The organism is Elizabethkingia occulta, from assembly GCF_002023715.1.
Taxonomy (GTDB): Bacteria; Bacteroidota; Bacteroidia; order Flavobacteriales; family Weeksellaceae; genus Elizabethkingia; species Elizabethkingia occulta.
The window spans coordinates 41,668-61,072 of record NZ_MAHX01000002.1 but is presented as its reverse complement, the minus strand read 5'-3'; the positions used below and the strand labels follow the sequence as shown (position 1 = coordinate 61,072).

At 37.3% G+C, this 19,405-nt stretch carries 13 protein-coding genes; 8 read left to right on the top strand and 5 right to left on the bottom strand.

The genetic code is table 11. The features are described 5' to 3' along the window. Window position 1 precedes the first annotated feature (1 nt). From kdpB to BAZ10_RS00295, 7 genes are all read left to right on the top strand, one after another. Complete coding sequence (gene kdpB, locus BAZ10_RS00325) at window positions 2-2,041, top strand: potassium-transporting ATPase subunit KdpB (RefSeq protein ID WP_078770328.1); 2,040 nt, start codon at window positions 2-4, stop codon at window positions 2,039-2,041. Between the two features lie 10 nt (window positions 2,042-2,051). Continuing rightward, window positions 2,052-2,618 (top strand): K(+)-transporting ATPase subunit C, encoded by a 567-nt coding sequence (gene kdpC, locus BAZ10_RS00320; RefSeq protein WP_078720650.1) that lies wholly within the window; start codon window positions 2,052-2,054, stop codon window positions 2,616-2,618. Between the two features lie 2 nt (window positions 2,619-2,620). After that, on the top strand, window positions 2,621-3,709 hold the full coding sequence (locus tag BAZ10_RS00315; protein WP_185114169.1) for a porin: 1,089 nt from the start codon (window positions 2,621-2,623) through the stop codon (window positions 3,707-3,709). A gap of 144 nt (window positions 3,710-3,853) precedes the next feature. Further along, window positions 3,854-4,963: a histidine kinase gene (locus BAZ10_RS00310; RefSeq protein WP_059322679.1), complete on the top strand. Its 1,110-nt coding sequence runs from the start codon at window positions 3,854-3,856 to the stop codon at window positions 4,961-4,963. A 5-nt stretch (window positions 4,964-4,968) separates the two neighbouring features. After that, window positions 4,969-6,690: a HAMP domain-containing sensor histidine kinase gene (locus tag BAZ10_RS00305; RefSeq protein WP_078770327.1), complete on the top strand. Its 1,722-nt coding sequence runs from the start codon at window positions 4,969-4,971 to the stop codon at window positions 6,688-6,690. An 81-nt stretch (window positions 6,691-6,771) separates the two neighbouring features. Next, complete coding sequence (locus BAZ10_RS00300) at window positions 6,772-7,416, top strand: MgtC/SapB family protein (protein ID WP_078770326.1); 645 nt, start codon at window positions 6,772-6,774, stop codon at window positions 7,414-7,416. Window positions 7,417-7,427: 11 nt separating this feature from the next. Beyond that, window positions 7,428-7,799, top strand: coding sequence for a hypothetical protein (locus tag BAZ10_RS00295; RefSeq protein ID WP_078770325.1), 372 nt, complete (start codon window positions 7,428-7,430; stop codon window positions 7,797-7,799). A gap of 50 nt (window positions 7,800-7,849) precedes the next feature. Here BAZ10_RS00295 and BAZ10_RS00290 read toward each other — a convergent pair whose 3' ends face one another. Next, the gene (locus BAZ10_RS00290; RefSeq protein ID WP_078770324.1) at window positions 7,850-8,326 is read right to left on the bottom strand and encodes a copper resistance protein NlpE; all 477 of its coding nucleotides are present in this window, start codon (window positions 8,324-8,326) and stop codon (window positions 7,850-7,852) included. A gap of 133 nt (window positions 8,327-8,459) precedes the next feature. On the opposite strand from BAZ10_RS00290, the gene BAZ10_RS00285 reads away from it, so the two are divergent. After that, complete coding sequence (locus BAZ10_RS00285) at window positions 8,460-10,595, top strand: S46 family peptidase (RefSeq protein WP_078770323.1); 2,136 nt, start codon at window positions 8,460-8,462, stop codon at window positions 10,593-10,595. Window positions 10,596-10,661: 66 nt separating this feature from the next. Here the strand turns inward: BAZ10_RS00285 and BAZ10_RS00280 are convergent, their stop codons facing one another. The 4 genes from BAZ10_RS00280 to aspA form a co-directional block, all read right to left on the bottom strand. Next, entirely contained in the window at window positions 10,662-12,923 is a 2,262-nt protein-coding gene (locus tag BAZ10_RS00280) for a glycoside hydrolase family 3 C-terminal domain-containing protein (protein WP_078770322.1), read from the bottom strand. A 167-nt stretch (window positions 12,924-13,090) separates the two neighbouring features. Further along, window positions 13,091-14,587: a sodium/proline symporter PutP gene (putP, locus tag BAZ10_RS00275; RefSeq protein WP_078770531.1), complete on the bottom strand. Its 1,497-nt coding sequence runs from the start codon at window positions 14,585-14,587 to the stop codon at window positions 13,091-13,093. 283 nt (window positions 14,588-14,870) lie between these two features. Then, window positions 14,871-17,786, bottom strand: coding sequence for a M16 family metallopeptidase (locus BAZ10_RS00270; protein ID WP_078770321.1), 2,916 nt, complete (start codon window positions 17,784-17,786; stop codon window positions 14,871-14,873). Window positions 17,787-17,863: 77 nt separating this feature from the next. Next, on the bottom strand, window positions 17,864-19,267 hold the full coding sequence (gene aspA / locus BAZ10_RS00265) for an aspartate ammonia-lyase (RefSeq protein ID WP_059322687.1): 1,404 nt from the start codon (window positions 19,265-19,267) through the stop codon (window positions 17,864-17,866). Window positions 19,268-19,405 lie beyond the last annotated feature (138 nt).

Below are 19,405 nucleotides of genomic sequence, written 5' to 3'. Positions count from 1 at the left end.
AATGAAAAATCAATCTCAAACATTATTTCAAAAAGATTTAGTAAATGAGGCTATAAAACAGTCCTTCGTAAAACTGAATCCGAAAATTATGTTTAAAAATCCGGTTATGTTTCTTGTAGAAATTGGTACAGTTGTTATGTTTATTGTATCATTATTCAGCCTTGCAGGAAATACAAGCCAGGGAAGTTTCGCTTACAACTTTTTAGTATTTATTATATTATTTTTCACTGTTCTTTTCGCCAATTTTGCTGAAGCTATTGCTGAAGCAAGAGGTAAAGCACAAGCAGATTCTCTTCGGAAAACCCGTGAAGAAACTCCTGCAAAGGTTATCACAAATAACCAGCCAGGATTTCAGGTAGAAACCGCACTGAAAAAATCTGCGGAAATGAAACTAGGTGATCTATTTCTGTGCGAAGCCGGAGATCAAATCCCTATGGATGGTGAAATTATTGAAGGGCTTGCTACTATAGATGAGTCGGCAATTACCGGAGAAAGTGCACCAGTTATCCGTGAAGCCGGTGGTGACAAAAGCTCTGTAACCGGTGGTACAAAAGTACTGTCGGATAGAATAAAAGTAAAAGTAACGACTAAACCTGGTGAATCTTTTCTGGATAAAATGATTGCTCTTGTGGAAGGAGCTTCCCGCCAGAAAACACCAAATGAAATTGCATTGACTATACTTCTGGCAGGTTTTACCCTTACATTTATTATAGTTACTGTAACACTGAAACCTTTTGCAGACTATGCGCAAACCCCAATTACTATAGCGGCATTCATTTCCCTCTTTGTTTGTTTAATCCCCACTACAATTGGAGGTTTGCTTTCTGCAATCGGAATCGCCGGAATGGACAGAGCTCTTCGTGCCAATGTAATTACCAAAAGTGGTAAGGCTGTAGAAACAGCCGGAGATATAGATGTATTGCTTCTGGACAAAACCGGAACCATTACTATAGGAAACCGTAAGGCTACCCAGTTCCATCCGTGCCTGGCTGTTGCTAAAGACGATTTTGTAAAAGCTGCTGCTTTAAGTTCTGTTGCAGATGAAACTCCTGAAGGAAAATCAATTATAGAACTTAGTCAGCTGAAATCAGAAGATCTACAGGTAAACAACCCTCATTACATCAACTTTACAGCAGAAACCAGAAGCTCAGGAGTCGATTTCGATGATACCAGAATAAGAAAAGGAGCTTATGATGCTATTAAAAAGCTAACAGAAAAAGCCGGAAATGTTTTCCCTAAAGAAACAGAAGAAGCCGTAATAAGCATTTCTGAAAATGGAGGAACCCCATTGGTAGTATCACTTAATGAAAAAGTAATCGGTGTAATAGAATTACAGGATATCATTAAAACCGGAATTCAGGAACGTTTCCAACGGTTAAGAAAGATGGGTGTAAAAACGGTAATGGTTACCGGAGACAATCCTTTAACAGCAAAATATATTGCGGAAAAAGCAGGTGTAGATGATTTTATCGCAGAAGCTAAACCTGAGGATAAAATGAACTACATCAAAAAAGAACAACAATCCGGTAAACTGGTAGCCATGATGGGCGATGGTACAAATGATGCTCCCGCTCTTGCCCAGGCAGATGTTGGTGTAGCCATGAACAGCGGAACACAAGCCGCAAAAGAAGCCGGAAACATGGTGGATCTGGACAATGATCCTACCAAGCTTATTGAAATCGTAGAGATAGGAAAACAATTGCTGATGACTCGTGGAACACTGACAACTTTTAGTATTGCAAATGATGTTGCTAAATACTTTGCCATAATTCCGGCGCTGTTCATCACCTTTATTCCGGCGCTTCAGAAACTTAATATTATGCAGCTTCATAGCCCGCAGTCAGCTATACTATCTGCTATTATTTTCAATGCTATCATTATCCCGATACTTATCCCGCTTGCACTAAGAGGAGTTGCTTACAAACCGATAGGTGCCAGTGCTCTTCTGAGAAGAAATCTGCTTATCTACGGACTGGGAGGAATCATCGTTCCTTTTATCGGAATAAAAATTATAGATCTGTTAATCAGTGTATTCTTTTAAAGCTTAAAAAATGAAAAATTATATTCTACCTGCCGTAAAACTCACTCTCGTGATGGCAGTTTTAGTAGGCATTTACCTTCTATTTGTTTATGCCGGCTCAAAGGTTCTTCCTACCAACGGAAATGCCGAAATCATCACCTATAAAGGTCAAAAATTCTATAGAAATATAGGACAGGAATTCAAATCTCCGAAATACTTTCACGGACGTCCTTCCTCAGTAAATTATAAAGCCGATGGAAGTGGAGCCAGTAATAAAGCCCCTAGCAATAAGGAGTATCTGGATATTGTACAAAAAAGAATTGATACACTAAAAATGCAAAACCCTGGTATGGAAAGTATAAAAGTACCTGTGGAGCTTATAACTGCCAGCGGCAGCGGATTGGATCCGGATATTTCTCCCGAAGGAGCGCTTTATCAGGTAAAAAGAATTGCTAAAGCCCGCAATCTTTCCGAAGAGCAGGTAAAAGACGTAGTTGCCAAAAACACGACTCCACCGGTTCTTCATCTTCTTGGACCTGCAAAAGTAAACGTATTAGAACTGAACCTGGCATTAGACAACATTAGTACCCGCCCTTAAGTATGCAAAAAAGTATAATAGCCCTTGTGGCATTAGGATTGAGCTTTTCAGTAAAAGCTCAGTCTTCAGACAGTATCTCAACAGATAAAAAAATAACATTCTCTGCTTATGCAGAAGTATTTTACAGTTACAATTTTAATGAACCCAAACAACATATGCATCAAAATTTTCTGTATAATTTCAACCGCCATAATGAGATTAACCTCAACCTGGCTGTTGCAAAGGCAACCTATCAGGATAAACGTGTAAGAGCCAATCTTGCTTTGATGGCCGGCACCTACGCACAGGATAATATGGTTGCAGAGCAGGGAGCACTACGCTATGTTAACGAAGCCAATATTGGAGTGAAAATTTCTGAAAATAAAAATCTATGGATCGATGCGGGGATTATGCCATCGCACATCGGCTGGGAAAGTGCTATCGGAAAAGATAACTACACCCTTACCCGAAGCATTGCTGCTGAAAATTCGCCTTATTTTGAAACCGGTGTCAGACTTTCCTATACAACTGATAACGGTAAGTGGTACCTCAGCGGATTGGTTCTGAACGGATGGCAAAGAATAGCAAAACCTGAAGGCAATCAATCCATATCTTTTGGCCACCAGGTTACTTACAAGCCATCAGAAAAAGTAACCCTGAACAGCAGCTCATTCATCGGAAACGACAAATCCAGAGATGAAAAAAGAATGCGTTATTTCCATGATTTGTATGGCACATTTCAGTTGACAGATAAATTCTCAGCCATTGCAGGTTTCGATATAGGAGCAGAACAGAAAACTAAAGGTAGTAATGCCTATAATATCTGGTACTCCCCTAACCTGTTGCTGAAATATCAAATGGCTCCTGAATGGGCTGTAGCAGGAAGATTAGAATATTACAATGATAAAAACGGAGTGATTATTAACTCTGGTACTCCAAACGGATTTCAAACCTTTGGTTATTCTGTAAATGTGGATTATACTATTTTCAAAAATGTAATGTTCCGGACAGAGGCAAGAGGATTTACTTCAAAAGATGCTGTATTTGCTAAAAATGATAACTTTAAAAAAGCTAATTTTATTATAACATCCAGCCTTAACGTATGGTTTTAAAAAATTACAAATAGAAAGAGAAGTGAGAAATGGTAAAGTTGTTCTTTTGTGTATTTATAACGTTACAGAATAACAAAAAAGCCAAAAGACAACTTTACGATTCCACAATTTTACAATTCATTAAAACATCAATAAATTTAGGTAATGTCATCAGCTGACCATTTTTTACAACTTATCCAGAAGTCCAAACGTGGAAAATTCAAGATATACATCGGAATGAGCGCCGGCGTAGGAAAAACTTTTCGTATGCTTCAGGAAGCCCATACCCTGTTGAGAAACGGTATCGATGTAAAAGCCGGTTTCATTGAAACCCATGGCAGAGAGGAAACCGATGCATTGGCTATAGGAATTCCTACCATTGATAGAAGATCAATATTCTACAAAGGAAAATATCTGGAGGAAATGGATCTTCAGGCAATCATTAATGATCATCCGGAAGTTGTACTGGTAGATGAATTAGCCCATACTAATGTAGAAGGTTCTAAAAATAAAAAACGCTGGCAGGACGTACTGGAAATTCTGGAAAACGGAATTAACGTGATCAGCGCCATGAATATTCAGCATATTGAAAGTCTGAATGAAGATGTGAAAAACATTACCGGTATAGAAGTCTCCGAGCGTGTTCCCGATAAAGTTCTGGCTCTTGCAGATGAAGTTGTAAACATAGACCTTACAGCAGATGAGTTGCTAACCCGTCTGAAAGAAGGAAAAATCTACAAAAAAGAAAAAATTGAAACAGCTCTGGCTAATTTCTTTCAGAGCAATCATATTTTACAATTACGGGAACTGGCCCTGAAAGAAGTGGCAACCCACGTGGAAAGAAAAGTAGAAGCTGAGATAAAAACAGAGAACTTCAAACCGGTCAAATTTCTGGCCTGTATCAGCAGTAACGAAAAAGTAGCCAAAACAATTATCCGGAAAACAGCCCGCCTCGCTAGTTATTACAGCAGTCCATGGACTGTTCTCTATATTCAGAAACCTTCGGAAGGACCGGAAAAAATTGCCCTCGATAAGCAACGATACCTGATTAATAATTTTAACTTAGCGCAAGAATTAGGCGCTAAAGTTGTACGCATGAAAGAAAGCAGTGTTCATCAGGGTATATTGGAATATGTAAACCAACACAATATTACTACAGTATGTATTGGAAAACCTCGCCCCAAACTATGGCAACGTATATCTGGTTACAGTTGGATTTACACTTTAATGAACCGACTGAACGAAAAACATATTGATATTATTATTTTATCCTAAGCGCTATGAAACTTAAAACAAAACTCACTTTAGGAGTCGGGCTTCTGTTTTTACTGATTGTTTTACTTTCAGTAATTGGTGCTTTATATATCAATAAACTAAAATCCGACACAGAAAAAATTCTTACAGCCAATTATAACAGTCTGGAGTATGCTAAAAATATGATGCTGGCACTGGATAAGATAGATACGGATAGTGCTCAGGCCGTAAAAAACTTCAGAATAAATAATGCTTTTCAGGAAAAGAATCTTTCGGAACCGGGAGAGAAAGAGGCAACTCATAGTCTCAATATCCATTTTAAAAAATATTTAGAACAAAAAACAGATGCCGGCGAAAAGCAAATCCGCAGTGATCTGGCAAAAATCATGTCTCTGAATATGAAGGCTATTGAAAGGAAAAGTGATACAGCTATTGTTACTGCTGGCAATGCTACATTCTGGATTGTGAGTCTAGGTACGGTTTGCTTTATGATTGCCTTTACGCTTCTTTTTAATCTACCTCAGACCATTGCCGAACCTATCCGGCAGCTTACATCCAGTATCCGACAGATTGCCGGTAGAAATTATCATGAAAGAGTTCACTTCAAAGGCAGTGAAGAATTCAATGATCTCGCAGATTCATTCAACATCATGGCCGAAAAGCTGGAGGAATATGAGAGCAGTAATCTGTCCAAGCAACTAATGGATAAAAAACGTATTGAAACACTTGTCAACAATATGCACGATGCTGTTATTGGTCTGGATGAAAACCACTTCATCTACATGATCAACGATCAGGCTCTGAGAATAACCAATTTGAAGAAAGAAGAGCTTATGGGAAAAACAGCCCATGAAGTCGCTATAAACAATGATTTGCTTCGGGAGCTTCTCAAGAATATTGATCATCCTTCGGAAGAACCTATAAAAATTGCAGCCGATAATAAAGAGAGTTATTTTGAACAGGATGTAATTCCTATCAATACGATTAAAACAGGTGAGAAAGAAAAGAAAAATATTGGCAAAGTAATCCTTCTTCGCAACATTACACCTTTCAAAGAATTAGATTTTGCCAAAACCAATTTCATTGCTACTATCTCTCATGAACTAAAAACTCCTATTGCAGCTATTAAAATGGGTGTTCAGCTCTTGGGTAATCAGAAATTTGGTACCTTGAATGAACAGCAACAAGAATTATTGAAAAGTATAGATGAAGATGGACAGCGTCTGCTAACCATAACCAGTGAGTTACTTAATCTTTCTCAGGTAGAAAGTGGTAATATACGGCTGAATGTTGAATCTTGTAATCCGGAAGAACTGGTTTATACAGCCGTTAAAAATGTGGAAATGCTGGCAGACCAAAAAAATATCTTCATTACTACAGAAATAAAGACAGAGAAGGAAGACCGTGTAACTGCAGATTTCGATAAAACGGTATGGGTTATTAACAATTTCCTGAGCAATGCTATCAAACATTCATTCCCCGAAGAGAGTATCCGAATTCTTGTAGAGAAAAGAGGTGCCTTTGTGCGGTTTGGTATCTCGGACAGTGGAAAAGGAATTGATGAAAAATATCACCGCCAGATATTCGACCGTTACTTCCAGGTACCCGGAGAACATCAGAGCGGAACAGGACTGGGACTGGCAATCTCTAAAAACTTCATTGAAAAGCAACATGGTGAAATTGGTGTATCCAGTTCTCTGAATCAGGGAAGCACTTTCTATTTCACATTGCCTGTTTCTGATATTTAAATAAAGTATATACCATCAAAAGGCCTGTTACTAAAAATAGTAACAGGTTTTTTTGTACATTTATTTATCATTTTCAGCGCTATGGATATATTTGATAAACTTCCTGTACAGAATGAATTACTGCTTATTATTATTTCTGTTATTATCGGACTTATTATTGGAGCAGAACGGGAATACAGAAATAAATCGGCTGGCCTGCGTACCTTTATTCTGGTATGTTTCGGATCCTGTTTATTCACCATACTTTCTATAAAAATCGGAGTAGAAAATCCGGATCGGTTAGCGGCTAATATCATCACTGGTATAGGATTTCTGGGCGCCGGTGTTATCTTCAAAGATGATAATAAAATTGGCGGGATTACTACAGCTACTACAATTTGGGCTACTGCATCACTGGGTATGTGTGTAGGCTCAGGTTATGTTTATCTGGCATTATTAGGTACCGCTTTGGTAATGGCTATTCTCAGCCTGTTAACCTATCTTCAGGATTATATAGATAACCATCACAAAATACGGGAATATAAAATTACAACCTCATCACAATCTGACTTTGCTTATTGTGAAAGTATATTTAAAAAGCACCATCTGAGCTTTATTATTACCAGACAACAATATGGACAGGGCGTATTGGCTACAACATGGAGACTATCCGGAAAAAACAGACACCACCTGGCATTGATCCAACAACTGATGGATGATGAAAAAATCACTTCATATCAATTTTAAAAAATTCTCTAATGAAGAAAAATACACCACAAGCAGATATCTGGTTAAAAGAGCCGGAGGAACATGATTTTCCTGCTGCACAAGATTATTTAGAACTTCTTTTTGTGCCGGATGAAGCTAAAAAGATCGTTGCAAAACTAAAAAAAGCACCCACTATAAAGAAGAAGTCCAAAGATATATTAAGGGCAAGTAAGCTGGCCTTGCTTCCTGAAACCAATATTCATGTAAAGGAAAATCTGAAAAAGGTAGAAAAGAATAAAAAGCTCTCTCCTATCCTTTTGGTAAGAGGTCAGAATGAACTAATTATTGCCGATGGATATCATCGTTTATGCTGTAGTTACTATCTGACCGAAGATTTGGAGGTTCCTTGCAGACTGGTATAAAAAAACTCCCTGAATGATTTCAGGGAGTTCACTTTTGTTATCAATAAACCTTATTTCTTTTTCAGAATATAAAGATCTTTATTTGGTCCGGTAATTTCTTTTCCGTCCATATCAAGATGGATCAATTGGTTCTCGCCAACGATATATTGTCTTTTACCATCTTTACTTACTAAGGAAATCTTTCCGCCTCTCTTATCCCACTCAAATTTACCTTTATCCTCTGCTTTTGTTTTTTTATCAACATACTCTTCAGTCATTGTATAGGTATTGTCATCCTTCAATGTAATAGTGGTTTTAATTCCAGGGCAGTCTGCACAAGGCAATGTTCCTTCATAAGTCCCGGCCCAGTCTAATGAATTTTGAGAATTGTGACCATCATTAGTAATCGGTTCTACAGATATTGAATCTGTTTTAACTTCGGCTGTTGTCCCTTCAACTCCACTTCCGGGTTGTAGCTCCTTTTTTTGTGAGCATGACACTAATAAAAGTCCAGCTGTAGCAGCAATCAGTAATACATTTTTTTTCATCTTTTAGTTAATTTTAGCTGTGAAATTTATCGCCTACAATCCAAATTTCAAGCCATTTTTACCAACTTACAGAATTTAATATAAACTCAGTCTATCCTAAATATTCTTCGTAAATTGGGGCAAATTTTAGTTTATGAAGAAAAACATCCTACTAGCACTTGCTTTACTCCCCGCAGTAACGGCTTTTGCTCAACAGGCAGGAGGAATGTGGATTCCTACAGAGTTAAATGAAAAGGAAATGAAGGAATTGGGAATGAAGATTTCTGCAAAAGATATTTTCAATACTCAAAAGCCTAGTATTAAAGATGCTGTAGTGCAATTCAATGGAGGCTGTACTGCTGAAATTATATCTCCAAAAGGTTTGTTATTAACAAATCACCACTGTGGTTTTGGACAAATTCAGGCACACTCTACAGTACAGAATGACCTTCTAAGTAACGGCTTCTGGGCAAAAAATATGGGAGAAGAACTTCCTAATCCAGGTGTAGTAGTAGATTTCATTACTGATATTAAGGAGGTAACCAATCAAATTCTTCCGGGTACAGAAAACCTTGCTGCTAAGGATGTAAAAGCTGCAATTGATAAAAATATAGAGGCTGCAAAAGCAAGTTTCAAATTGGAGCCTTCTCAGAAAGTCGTTATCAAATCCATGTATGATGGTAACAAATACTATGCATTCATTATTGAAACTTTCAAAGATATCCGTTTAGTAGGAGCTCCACCTCAATCTATCGGTAAATTTGGTTCGGATACTGACAACTGGGTATGGCCAAGACATACAGGAGATTTCTCTATGTTCCGTATCTATGCGGACAAAAACAATAAACCTGCAGAATATTCTAAAGATAACATTCCATATACTCCGAAATATTCACTTCCGGTATCTGTAAAAGATCTTAAGGAAGGTGACTTCACATTCGTTTTTGGATTCCCGGGAAAAACAACTGAATATCTTCCTTCTGTTGCAGTAGAAAAAATCATTAATGATACAGATCCTGCAAAAATTACAGTACGTGATATTGCGTTGAAAACTCTTGACGAAAAGATGCGTACTGATAATGCAACCCGTATAAAGTATGCTTCTAAATATGCTTCTGTGGCTAACTACTGGAAAAAGTGGATGGGTGAAGTAGAAGGTTTGAAAAAATCTAATGCTGTAGCTAAAAAACAAGCTTATGAGCAAACTCTGGCACAGAAAAACCAGGAAGTAAAAGCAACTATTGATAAATTTAACCAGCTGTATAGCGAGCAGGCGCCTTATGCCCTAAACAACGCTTATTATACTGAGGTTACAAGAAATGCTGAAACATTGCGTCTTGCTAATTATTTTATCACTTATTTTCAGGATGTTGAATCCGGAAAAGCGACTCCGGAATCTACTAAGAAGTTGAAAAATACTTTAACTTCTTTCTATAAAGATTACGAAGGTGAACTGGATGCTAAGGTAACAGCTAAATTATTGGCGCTGTATGTACAGAAAACTCCAGCAGACTTCCTGCCATCAGGTTTTGCTCAGTTTAGTGATGTAAACAAAAACCTTACAGTAATCGAGGACTGGTCTAAAAACTCTATAATCAGTGGACGTAAAGCACTAAATGGCACTTATACAAATCAGAACATTGACAAGATTTTTGCTGATGCTGGTTTTGCCACTGCTATTAAAAACGATCCTTTCTACAAACTGGCTTTATCTATAAAAGATGCCTACTCTCAGAAAGTAGATCCTAAATATGCTTCTTTACAGGCAGAAATTGATGCACTTCAGAAGAAATATATGAAGCAGCAACTGGAAACAGATAAGGATAAGAAATTCTTCCCGGATGCTAACTCTACACTTCGTGTAACTTATGGTGTAGTAAAAGGCTCTAACCCAAGAGATGCAGTAACCTATGGTTACAAAACTCACCTTGCAGGTGTAATGGAGAAATATGTACCTGGAGACTATGAGTTTGACGTTCCTAAAAAGCTTATTGATTTATACAACACTAAAGATTACGGAATGTATAAAGACCAGACTGGTGATGTTCCTGTAAACTTTACAGCAACTAACCATACTACCGGTGGTAACTCTGGAAGCCCTGCATTAGACGCTAACGGAAACCTTGTAGGTCTTAACTTCGACAGACAATGGGAAGGAACTATGAGTGATATTAATTTTGATCCACGTTTCAGCAGAAACATTATGGTGGATACAAAATATGTCCTGTTCATTATTGATAAGTTTGCTGATGCTAAATGGCTGATCAACGAAATGAAGATTGTAAAATAATCTTCATGACTAAAAATAAGAAATGCCGGAATATTCCGGCATTTCTTATTTTTAATTAACCTAATATTACTGAAGTGTAAACTTCACTTTTGTCTTAATATCCGTAGAAGATGCTCCTACCAATGCTTCGAATTCTCCTGGTTCAGCTACCCACTGATGCTTAGCTGCATCAAAGAAGCTTAATGCTGATTTATCAATTGTAAAGCTTACTTCTTTTTGTTCCCCTGGTTTCAAGTTTATTTTCTCAAAACCTTTTAGCTCTTTTATCGGACGTGGTACAGATGATTTAAGATCACTGATGTATAACTGAGCAACCTCAGCACCTTCTCTTTTACCGGTATTTTTAATACTTACCGTAAATGTAATTGTTCCGTCCTGAGTTATCTGTGTTTTATCTGCACGAACTTTTCCATATTCAAAAGTTGTATAGCTAAGACCATGACCGAAGCTGAACAATGGTTTTATATTTTTGGTATCATGCCAACGGTAGCCAACAAAAACACCTTCATTATAAGTAATATTAATCGGATTCTTTTGATCTTTTCCTTTTCCGGCAGCCAATTCGGCTTTATTCCCCGGGTACTCTCCCATCTGATGAGCGGCATTATCTTCCAGTTTTACAGGAAATGTAAATGGTAACTTTCCGGAAGGACTCACATCTCCGGCTAATACAGCAGCAAGAGCATTTCCAGCCTCGGAACCTAAATACCATCCCTGAACAATTGCAGGAACTTCTTTTACCCACGGCATAGAAACAGCATTACCGGAAACCAGTACTACAGCAAGATTTTTATTGGCTTTTGCCAATGCAGCAATCAATTGATCCTGGTTATATGGTAATCCCAATTCTTTTCTGTCGTGTCCTTCACTATCCTGATAGTCGCTTTTATTAAGGCCACCAACAAAGATTACTACATCCGATTTTTTAGCCAATGCAACAGCTTCATTTAATAATTCCGAAGCCGGACGGTCATCTTTCAGATTCTGACCGGATTTCACACCATTATATTCTCCACCAACATCTCCCACATAACCACGTGCATACTGTACGTCGGCTTTTTTACCAAACCTCGATTTAATACCTTCCAGAGGCAGGGTTTCATATTTTACTTTTAATGATGAAGAACCTCCGCCCACTGTCATCATCTTAATCGCATTTTCTCCGATTACCGCAATTTTACGGACTTTATCCGTATTTATTGGCAAAACGTTGTTATTGTTCTGAAGCAATACAATTCCTTCCTCCCCAATCTCTTTGGCAACAGCCATATGATCTTCCGATGCAATGTTACCAAGAGGTTTATTAGGATTCATTGTCGTATTATAGGCAAGACGCAGAATCCTTCTTACTTTATCATCCAGCTCTGTTGTGCCTACCTTTCCGGATTTTATAAGATCCAGATAAGGTTTTGCCAGATAGTAATTGTCATATGCATTTCTGGTCCCTGCAGAAAGTCCGTTTGTCCAACTGCCGAATTCCATATCCAATCCGTTATGAATAGCCTGCTCGGTATTGTTTACAGCACCCCAATCGGATACCACCACACCTTTATATCCCCATTCTCCTTTCAGAATTTTGTTTAGCAGATATTCATTCTGGCTGGCATACTGATTCTTATATTTATCATAAGCTCCCATAATTGTCCATGAATCTCCTTCCTGAACAGCGGCTTTAAATGGTGGTAAATATATTTCGTATAAAGTACGATCGTCTACAATTACATTACTGGTATGGCGGAATTCTTCCTGATTATTGAGTGCAAAGTGCTTCACACTGGTTGCAACTCCATTGGACTGTACTCCTTTGATATATGGAACAACCATCTTGGAAGTGAGATATGGATCTTCTCCCATATATTCAAAATTACGCCCGTTTAACGGTGTTCTGTAAATATTTACACCAGGGCCTAACAGAATATCTTTTTTACGATAACGGGCTTCTTCACCCAAGGCTTTACCGTAATTCCATGACATTCTTTTGTTCCATGTAGCCGATAAAGCTGTAAGAGCCGGATATGCTACAATTGAGTCGTTACTCCAACCTGCCTGATCCCATTCGTCCCATAAAACTTCCGGACGTACACCGTGCGGACCATCTGTAGTCCAGAATTCTGGTATTCCTAAGCGCGGAACTCCGGCAGAACTAAATTTGGATTGTGCATGAAGCATGGCTACTTTTTCTTCCAGTGTCATTCTGGACAGTGCATCTTCAATGCGTTGTTCTACAGGTTTCGATGCATCCAGGTAAGCAGGAACTTGTTTATTTTGCGCCTGTAATCCGGGAGCCAGCAAAGATATCAATGAGGCTAAGATAATTCTCTTCAGCATAGCTATCGTTTTTACTTTATAATTATTAATAATGTAAATGTAATAAATTTTTAAATTGTCTCAAAATGAGATAATAAAAACATGATACAAAAATAAAATAACCAGGGGGATTTGTCTTAAAATTACTATTTCCCTCTGGTTATTTTATGTTATTCTACAGTTATTTATTATTCCTGCATAATTTTATTCACTTCTTCAAATTCACTTTCAATAACCTCATCTGGTTTGTAAGTTAATGTAGAAACTACGAGATTGGTTAACAATGACAAGATAAAGCCAGGAATCATTTCGTACCAGTCTTTAAAAGGATGCTGGATATACACCCAGGCCAATACTGTAATTCCTCCAACCAACATACCTGCAAGACCTCCCTGCCAAGTTGTTTTTTTCCAGAGAAGGGACAACAAAATTAAAGGTCCGAAAGCGGAACCAAAACCTGCCCATGCATTCCCCACAAGATTAAGAATACTATCTTTAGGATTAAGAGACAAAAGCACTGCAACCACAGCTACTAACAGAACTGAAAGTCTGCTGGTAAGTAGGAGTTGTTTTGGTGTTGCATTTTTATTCAGAAAAGCTTTATAAATATCTTCAGTTAATGAACTGGATGTTACTAACAATTGAGAAGAAATGGTACTCATAACCGCTGCAAGAATTGCTGTTAATAAAAATCCTGCAATAAGCGGATGGAACAGAATACGGGAAAAATAAATAAAAATAGTTTCTGCTTCGGTTTTGGAACCATCAAACTTCATCATTGTATCAATATCAAACTTTTGCAGGTAAGCAATCCCGATTAAACCAATTGCTAATGCTCCGGCAACAGTAAAGATCATCCATGTAATTCCTATTCTTCTGGCCTTAACTAGATCTTTTGGTTTGTCTATCGCCATAAAACGCACCAGAATGTGTGGCTGTCCGCAATATCCAAGTCCCCATGCTAATAGAGAAACAATACTAATAGTGGTTGTCCCTCTGAACAAATCTAAATATTTAGGGTCTTTGGTTTTGATAAGAGAAAAAGTCTCACCTATACTTCCGATTTGTGAAATCGCTACAATAGGTACGATAACTAAGGCTAATACCATAATAGTTCCCTGTACAAAATCGGTAAGGCTTACGGCAAGGAAACCGCCCAGAAATGTATACAACACAACAACCAGGCTGGTTAGTAATAAGCCTACAGTATAGTCAATTCCAAAAGCCGATTCAAACAATTTACCTCCGGAAACCATACCCGCGGAAGTATACAATGTAAAAAAGACCAGAATAAAAATTGAGGAAGTAACTTTCAGAAGGTGATTTTTATTTTTAAACCTGTTTTCAAAAAAGACAGGTAATGTAATCGCATTCTGAGCAACTTCCGTATAAATCCTTAGCCGCGGTGCTACAATAATATAATTAAGAAATGCTCCGGTAGTAAGTCCTATAGCAATCCAGGAACTGGAAATTCCTGATAAATACATAGCACCCGGAACGCCCATCAGTAGCCAGCCACTCATATCGGCTGCTCCGGCTGAAAGTGCCGTTACAGCCGCTCCCATTTTCCTTCCTCCAATTAAAAATTCCTCGGAATTGCTTGTTGATTTTTTATAAGAATATACGCCGATACCTATCATTAACAACAGATACAGCCCAACAGAAATCGCTTCGTATATTTGCATATCGTTTTTTATGGTCCCGAATATAGCCATTTTCAAAAAAATACGGTGCCTAATTTTAAGAAAAAATTAAGGTTTTTAGGCAGTAAAATCCGTGTTTAAACTATTTAAACGTCATATTAGTCTCTACTTCAAAAGTGATACAGACATGATAACTTGTAGTAAACCGGATAGATATAAAAAACCTCACAGGCTATAATAGTCTATGAGGTTTTTAAATACCGAAAGTCGTGTTTAATTTTCAATAAAAATCCGGAAAGTTTCCCGGATCTTCATTTTTATATTTTTAATAACCAAAGATTTCTTCCAGGCTTACTTCCCGGAATGTGCCCAGTTTATTAATTGCATTCATATCCAGATTTTCTTTCTTACCGATAATAGCTGTATTAAAGTTAACAGGTTTAACTTCTGTATTATAGAAATTGGATAACTGAGGTAAAGTAAGATCTTTCACTTCATTGTAGATATCTTTACGGACATCATAGTCAATCCCCAGCTTCTTCATTCTAAGGTAGTTGAAATAGATATTACGCTTGGTAATTCTGTTAGAAGCAATCTGCTTTAGTGCAGATCCTTTAGCATTGTCAAACTGTACCTGAATTTGTGGAAGCTCCTCCATCAACTCATTCATTGCGGAAATTGCCTGTGGCAGCTTATTAGCTTGTGTTCCGACATAAGTTGTTACATAATCGTGTTTCTTCAGTTCATCTGGATAAGCATAGTTTACATAAGCAGAATATGCCAATGAACGTGACTCACGGATTTCCTGAAATACAATAGATGATAAGCCTCTGCCAAAATACTCATTGAAAACATTGATTTTACCAAAATTAGCAGGCTTGATTTCTTCTCCACGGCCAATTTTGCTCATCTCCATTTGTACCATATCATAGTTTGTAAAATATACCTGTCCACCGGTTGGCAATTCAGGATATACTTTAGCCTCAGGATATTTCAGACTTGCTTTTTGTATATAACTGCTTACTTCTTTCTCAAAAGCATTAAGGTCTTTACCATAGAAGAATAGTTCGTATGGATATTTTGCAAGAGATTTTATTTTATTCGTGATTTCCTCTGCTTTTATGGCAGTAAGGCGTTCTTTGGAAATAACATCCCTGAATCTTGAATCGGTTCCGAACTTAGCGTAGTTACTCAAAGCAGCCATAATTCGGGCTTTATCTTTCTTCGCTATTTCACGTCCTTCCAGGATTGTTTTTACCGTTTTATTATAGATCTCCTGATCTGGTTTTACATTCTGAATCCAGTGGTTTACTAAAGCAAGACCTTTTCCTATATTTTTCTCTGGTCCAGAAAGTGAAACATTAATTCTGTCTGCACCAATCTGAAGATTGTAAGAGATACCTATTTTATAGAATTCAGCCTTTAATTGCTCCGGAGTATATTTATCTGTTCCCAGATATTCCAATACACTTAGCGCTAATCCCAATTCCTTATCGTTATCAGTCCCAAGGTTAAAGATATAGTTCATCTGTGCTATATCATTTGTTTTATTCTGAATATAACTCAGTTTTACATTTTTAACTGTGGTTTCTTTGATTTCTTTTTTGAAGTCTACAAATACCGGAGCAATATCTGAAACTTTTTCAGAAATGATTTCTTTAAGAAAAGGTGACTGTGAATCTTTGTTCAGCTGAATTGGTGTAATACCAGGATTTTCTACTCTGACTAATTTATCATTTATACCTTTCTCTTTGTAAACAACAACATAATTGTCTTTAAAGAAATCGTTGGCAAACTTTACAATGTCGTCTTTTGTAATCTTAGAATATTCATTGATTTCATTCAGTTCCTGATCCCAACTTCTACCTTTGATATAAGCATCATAAAGATTAGTTGCTAATCCGTCGGCTGTTTCCAGTTGTCTCATTCTGGAGAGTTTCATATCCTCTATAATTGAAGGAATCATCCAGTCCGGAAATTCTCCTTTTTTAATAAGATCTATTTGTTGCAGCAGCAATTGTTTTGCCTCCTGCATATTTTGCCCTTCTTTAGGGACAATAACCATAGTGAAGTATCCATAGGTTTTTAGCGGAGAGTTATAAGCTACTGCACGCAGTGCTTTCTGCTGCTGATTGACATTGGTATCCAAAAGTCCTGCTTCCCCACTATTGCTAAGAATCTGTGCTGTTATTTCTGCCAGATGGGATTCGTTAGAACCGTAGCTGTCTGTTCTCCATGCCATTTGAAGTCTCGGCGTAGTAGGACTTTTTACTGTTTTTTCAACAATTTTAGTCATTGGTTCTTCCGAAACCATCTTCTTCATTGGCAATTCTTTATATTGGAAAGTCCCAAAATATTTGTCTGCCAGTGCAATAGTTTTATCAAAATCAATATCTCCTACCAGTACAACCGCCATATTATTGGGCACATAGTACGTATCGAAATATTTATTGATGGCTACCATTGAAGGATTCTTCAGGTGTTCTGCTGTTCCGATGGTTGTCTGTTGTCCATTTGGGTGTTTCGGAAACAAAGCACTCATCAGTTCATAATTTACAAGTCTACCGTCATTATCCTGCGCACGGTTATACTCTTCATAAACAGCTTCCAGCTCCGTATGAAATAACCTAAGCACTAATCCAGAAAAACGTTCTTTCTCAATTTTGAACCATTTTTCCAACTCGTTGTTGGGGATGTTATTTTTATAAACTGTTTCGTCTAACCACGTATGTGCATTGGTTCCGGTAGCTCCGATAGAAGAAGTAGCTTTGTCGTATTCATTTGCAATTGCATATTTGGAAGCTTCCCGGGAAACAGCATCTATTTTCTTATAGATTTCTCTTTTTTTAGCAGGATCTTTCTCTGCCTTGTGTGCTTCATAAAGATCTGATATCTGCTGAATCAAAACTTTTTCTTTAGTCCAGTCTTTGGTCCCGAGTTTTGAAGTTCCTTTAAATACCATATGCTCTAAATAATGAGCTAAACCGGTATTATCTGAAGGGTCATTATTGGAACCTGTACGTACAGGAATATAGGTTTGGATTCTCGGTGCATCTGTATTCTTAGCCAGATATACTTTCAGACCATTTTTAAGGGTATACACTCTTACATGATCCGGATCGTTGTTTACCGTTTCATAAGTATAACCATTATTATCTTTTAATGTCTGTATTTTAAAATCTTGTGCGTTCATCATATTCATCAACAAAACTAAGGAAAGTGTAGATACTATTTTTCTCATATAGTATTTTTTATGAAAATATATATTTAAAACAAAGAGGAGCAATACTCCTCTTTATTTATCAACATTACTTTATATTAGAATTTCGCGTGTGGATTCAGCATATTCTCGGGTGCTAAAATCTCATCTAATTTTTCTTTGCTCAATAATTCATGCTCTAATACCAGATCGTATACGCTCTTACCTGTATCTAAAGCTTCTTTAGCAATCTTAGTACTATTTTTATATCCTATATATGGATTAAGTGCTGTAACGATACCAATGCTGTTTTTCACCATATTCAGGCAGATTTCTTTATTGGCTGTTATTCCGTCTATACACTTCTCACGAAGCGTATCCATAGCATTTTTCAGAAAACGAATAGACTCCATGATTGACTGTGTAAGAACAGGCTCCATAACATTAAGCTGTAACTGACCAGCCTCTGCTGCAAAGGTTACAGTAAGATCATTACCAATAACTTTGAAGCAAACCTGATTTACCACTTCCGGAATTACCGGATTTACTTTCCCAGGCATAATAGAAGATCCCGGCTGCATTTTTGGTAAATTAATTTCATAGAAACCAGCTCTTGGGCCTGAAGCTAATAATCTAAGGTCGTTACAAATCTTAGAAAGTTTCACTGCCATTCTTTTCATTGCTGAAGAATAGATTACATAAGCTCCTGTATCTGGTGTTGCTTCTACAAGGTCGGAAGCTAATACAACGTCAGCCCCTGAAATCTTAGCTAAGTTCTCTGTACATTTTGTTGCATAATCAGGATGAGCATTTAGCCCTGTACCAATTGCTGTTGCCCCCATATTGGTTTCCAGGAACAAATCTGCATTTGTATTCAGACGGGCAATTTCTTCCTGAAGAGTATTGGCAAAAGCATTAAACTCCTGCCCCATTGTCATAGGTACAGCATCCTGTAGCTGCGTACGTCCCATTTTGATCACATCTTTCAGATCATCTGCCTTTTTTCTAAATGATTGTATCAATAATTCCAAACGTTCCACCAAGGTCTTGTTCAAATTGTATAATGCTATACGGATTGCGGTAGGATAAGCATCATTAGTAGACTGAGAAAGGTTTACATGATCGTTTGGAGAACAGAACTGGTATTCACCCTTCTGGTGTCCCATAAGCTCCAAAGCTCTGTTTGCAATTACTTCATTCGCATTCATGTTCATGGATGTTCCTGCACCTCCCTGGATCATATCCGTTGGAAATTGTTCGTGCATTTTTCCGGCAACAATCTCATCACAAGCTATTGCAATATTTTTATTGATGATCTCATCTAAAAGTCCTAATTCAAAATTAGTCTGAGCCGCTGCTTTTTTAACGAAAGCAAAAGCTTTAATAAACTCCGGATGATCTGATAAATGATCATTGGAAATTTTAAAATTATCTATCGCTCTCTGCGTCTGTACTCCATAGTATGCATTTACCGGAACCTTTAGTTCACCTATCAGATCACTTTCAATTCTGTAATCATTCATTATTCAAAAATTTTAAACTTTAAAGTTAAACCAAATATATTGGATTAGAAAAAAATCATTTATAATAAATCAATTACGAAAAAAAATTCCTACTCCTTATGTTCAGAAGCAGGAATTAAGAAAAATATTAATCAAATG

Bases quoted from the DNA above. Each gene is read 5' to 3' on its own strand.
- BAZ10_RS00290 (WP_078770324.1), bottom strand. From the start codon at position 8,326: ATGAAAAAAAATGTATTACTGATTGCTGCTACAGCTGGACTTTTATTA.
- BAZ10_RS00315 (WP_185114169.1), top strand. From the start codon at position 2,621: ATGCAAAAAAGTATAATAGCCCTTGTGGCATTAGGATTGAGCTTTTCA.
- BAZ10_RS00270 (WP_078770321.1), bottom strand. From the start codon at position 17,786: ATGAGAAAAATAGTATCTACACTTTCCTTAGTTTTGTTGATGAATATG.
- kdpC (WP_078720650.1), top strand. From the start codon at position 2,052: ATGAAAAATTATATTCTACCTGCCGTAAAACTCACTCTCGTGATGGCA.
- BAZ10_RS00305 (WP_078770327.1), top strand. From the start codon at position 4,969: ATGAAACTTAAAACAAAACTCACTTTAGGAGTCGGGCTTCTGTTTTTA.
- BAZ10_RS00280 (WP_078770322.1), bottom strand. From the start codon at position 12,923: ATGCTGAAGAGAATTATCTTAGCCTCATTGATATCTTTGCTGGCTCCC.
- aspA (WP_059322687.1), bottom strand. From the start codon at position 19,267: ATGAATGATTACAGAATTGAAAGTGATCTGATAGGTGAACTAAAGGTT.
- kdpB (WP_078770328.1), top strand. From the start codon at position 2: ATGAAAAATCAATCTCAAACATTATTTCAAAAAGATTTAGTAAATGAG.
- BAZ10_RS00310 (WP_059322679.1), top strand. From the start codon at position 3,854: ATGTCATCAGCTGACCATTTTTTACAACTTATCCAGAAGTCCAAACGT.
- BAZ10_RS00285 (WP_078770323.1), top strand. From the start codon at position 8,460: ATGAAGAAAAACATCCTACTAGCACTTGCTTTACTCCCCGCAGTAACG.
- BAZ10_RS00295 (WP_078770325.1), top strand. From the start codon at position 7,428: ATGAAGAAAAATACACCACAAGCAGATATCTGGTTAAAAGAGCCGGAG.
- BAZ10_RS00300 (WP_078770326.1), top strand. From the start codon at position 6,772: ATGGATATATTTGATAAACTTCCTGTACAGAATGAATTACTGCTTATT.
- putP (WP_078770531.1), bottom strand. From the start codon at position 14,587: ATGCAAATATACGAAGCGATTTCTGTTGGGCTGTATCTGTTGTTAATG.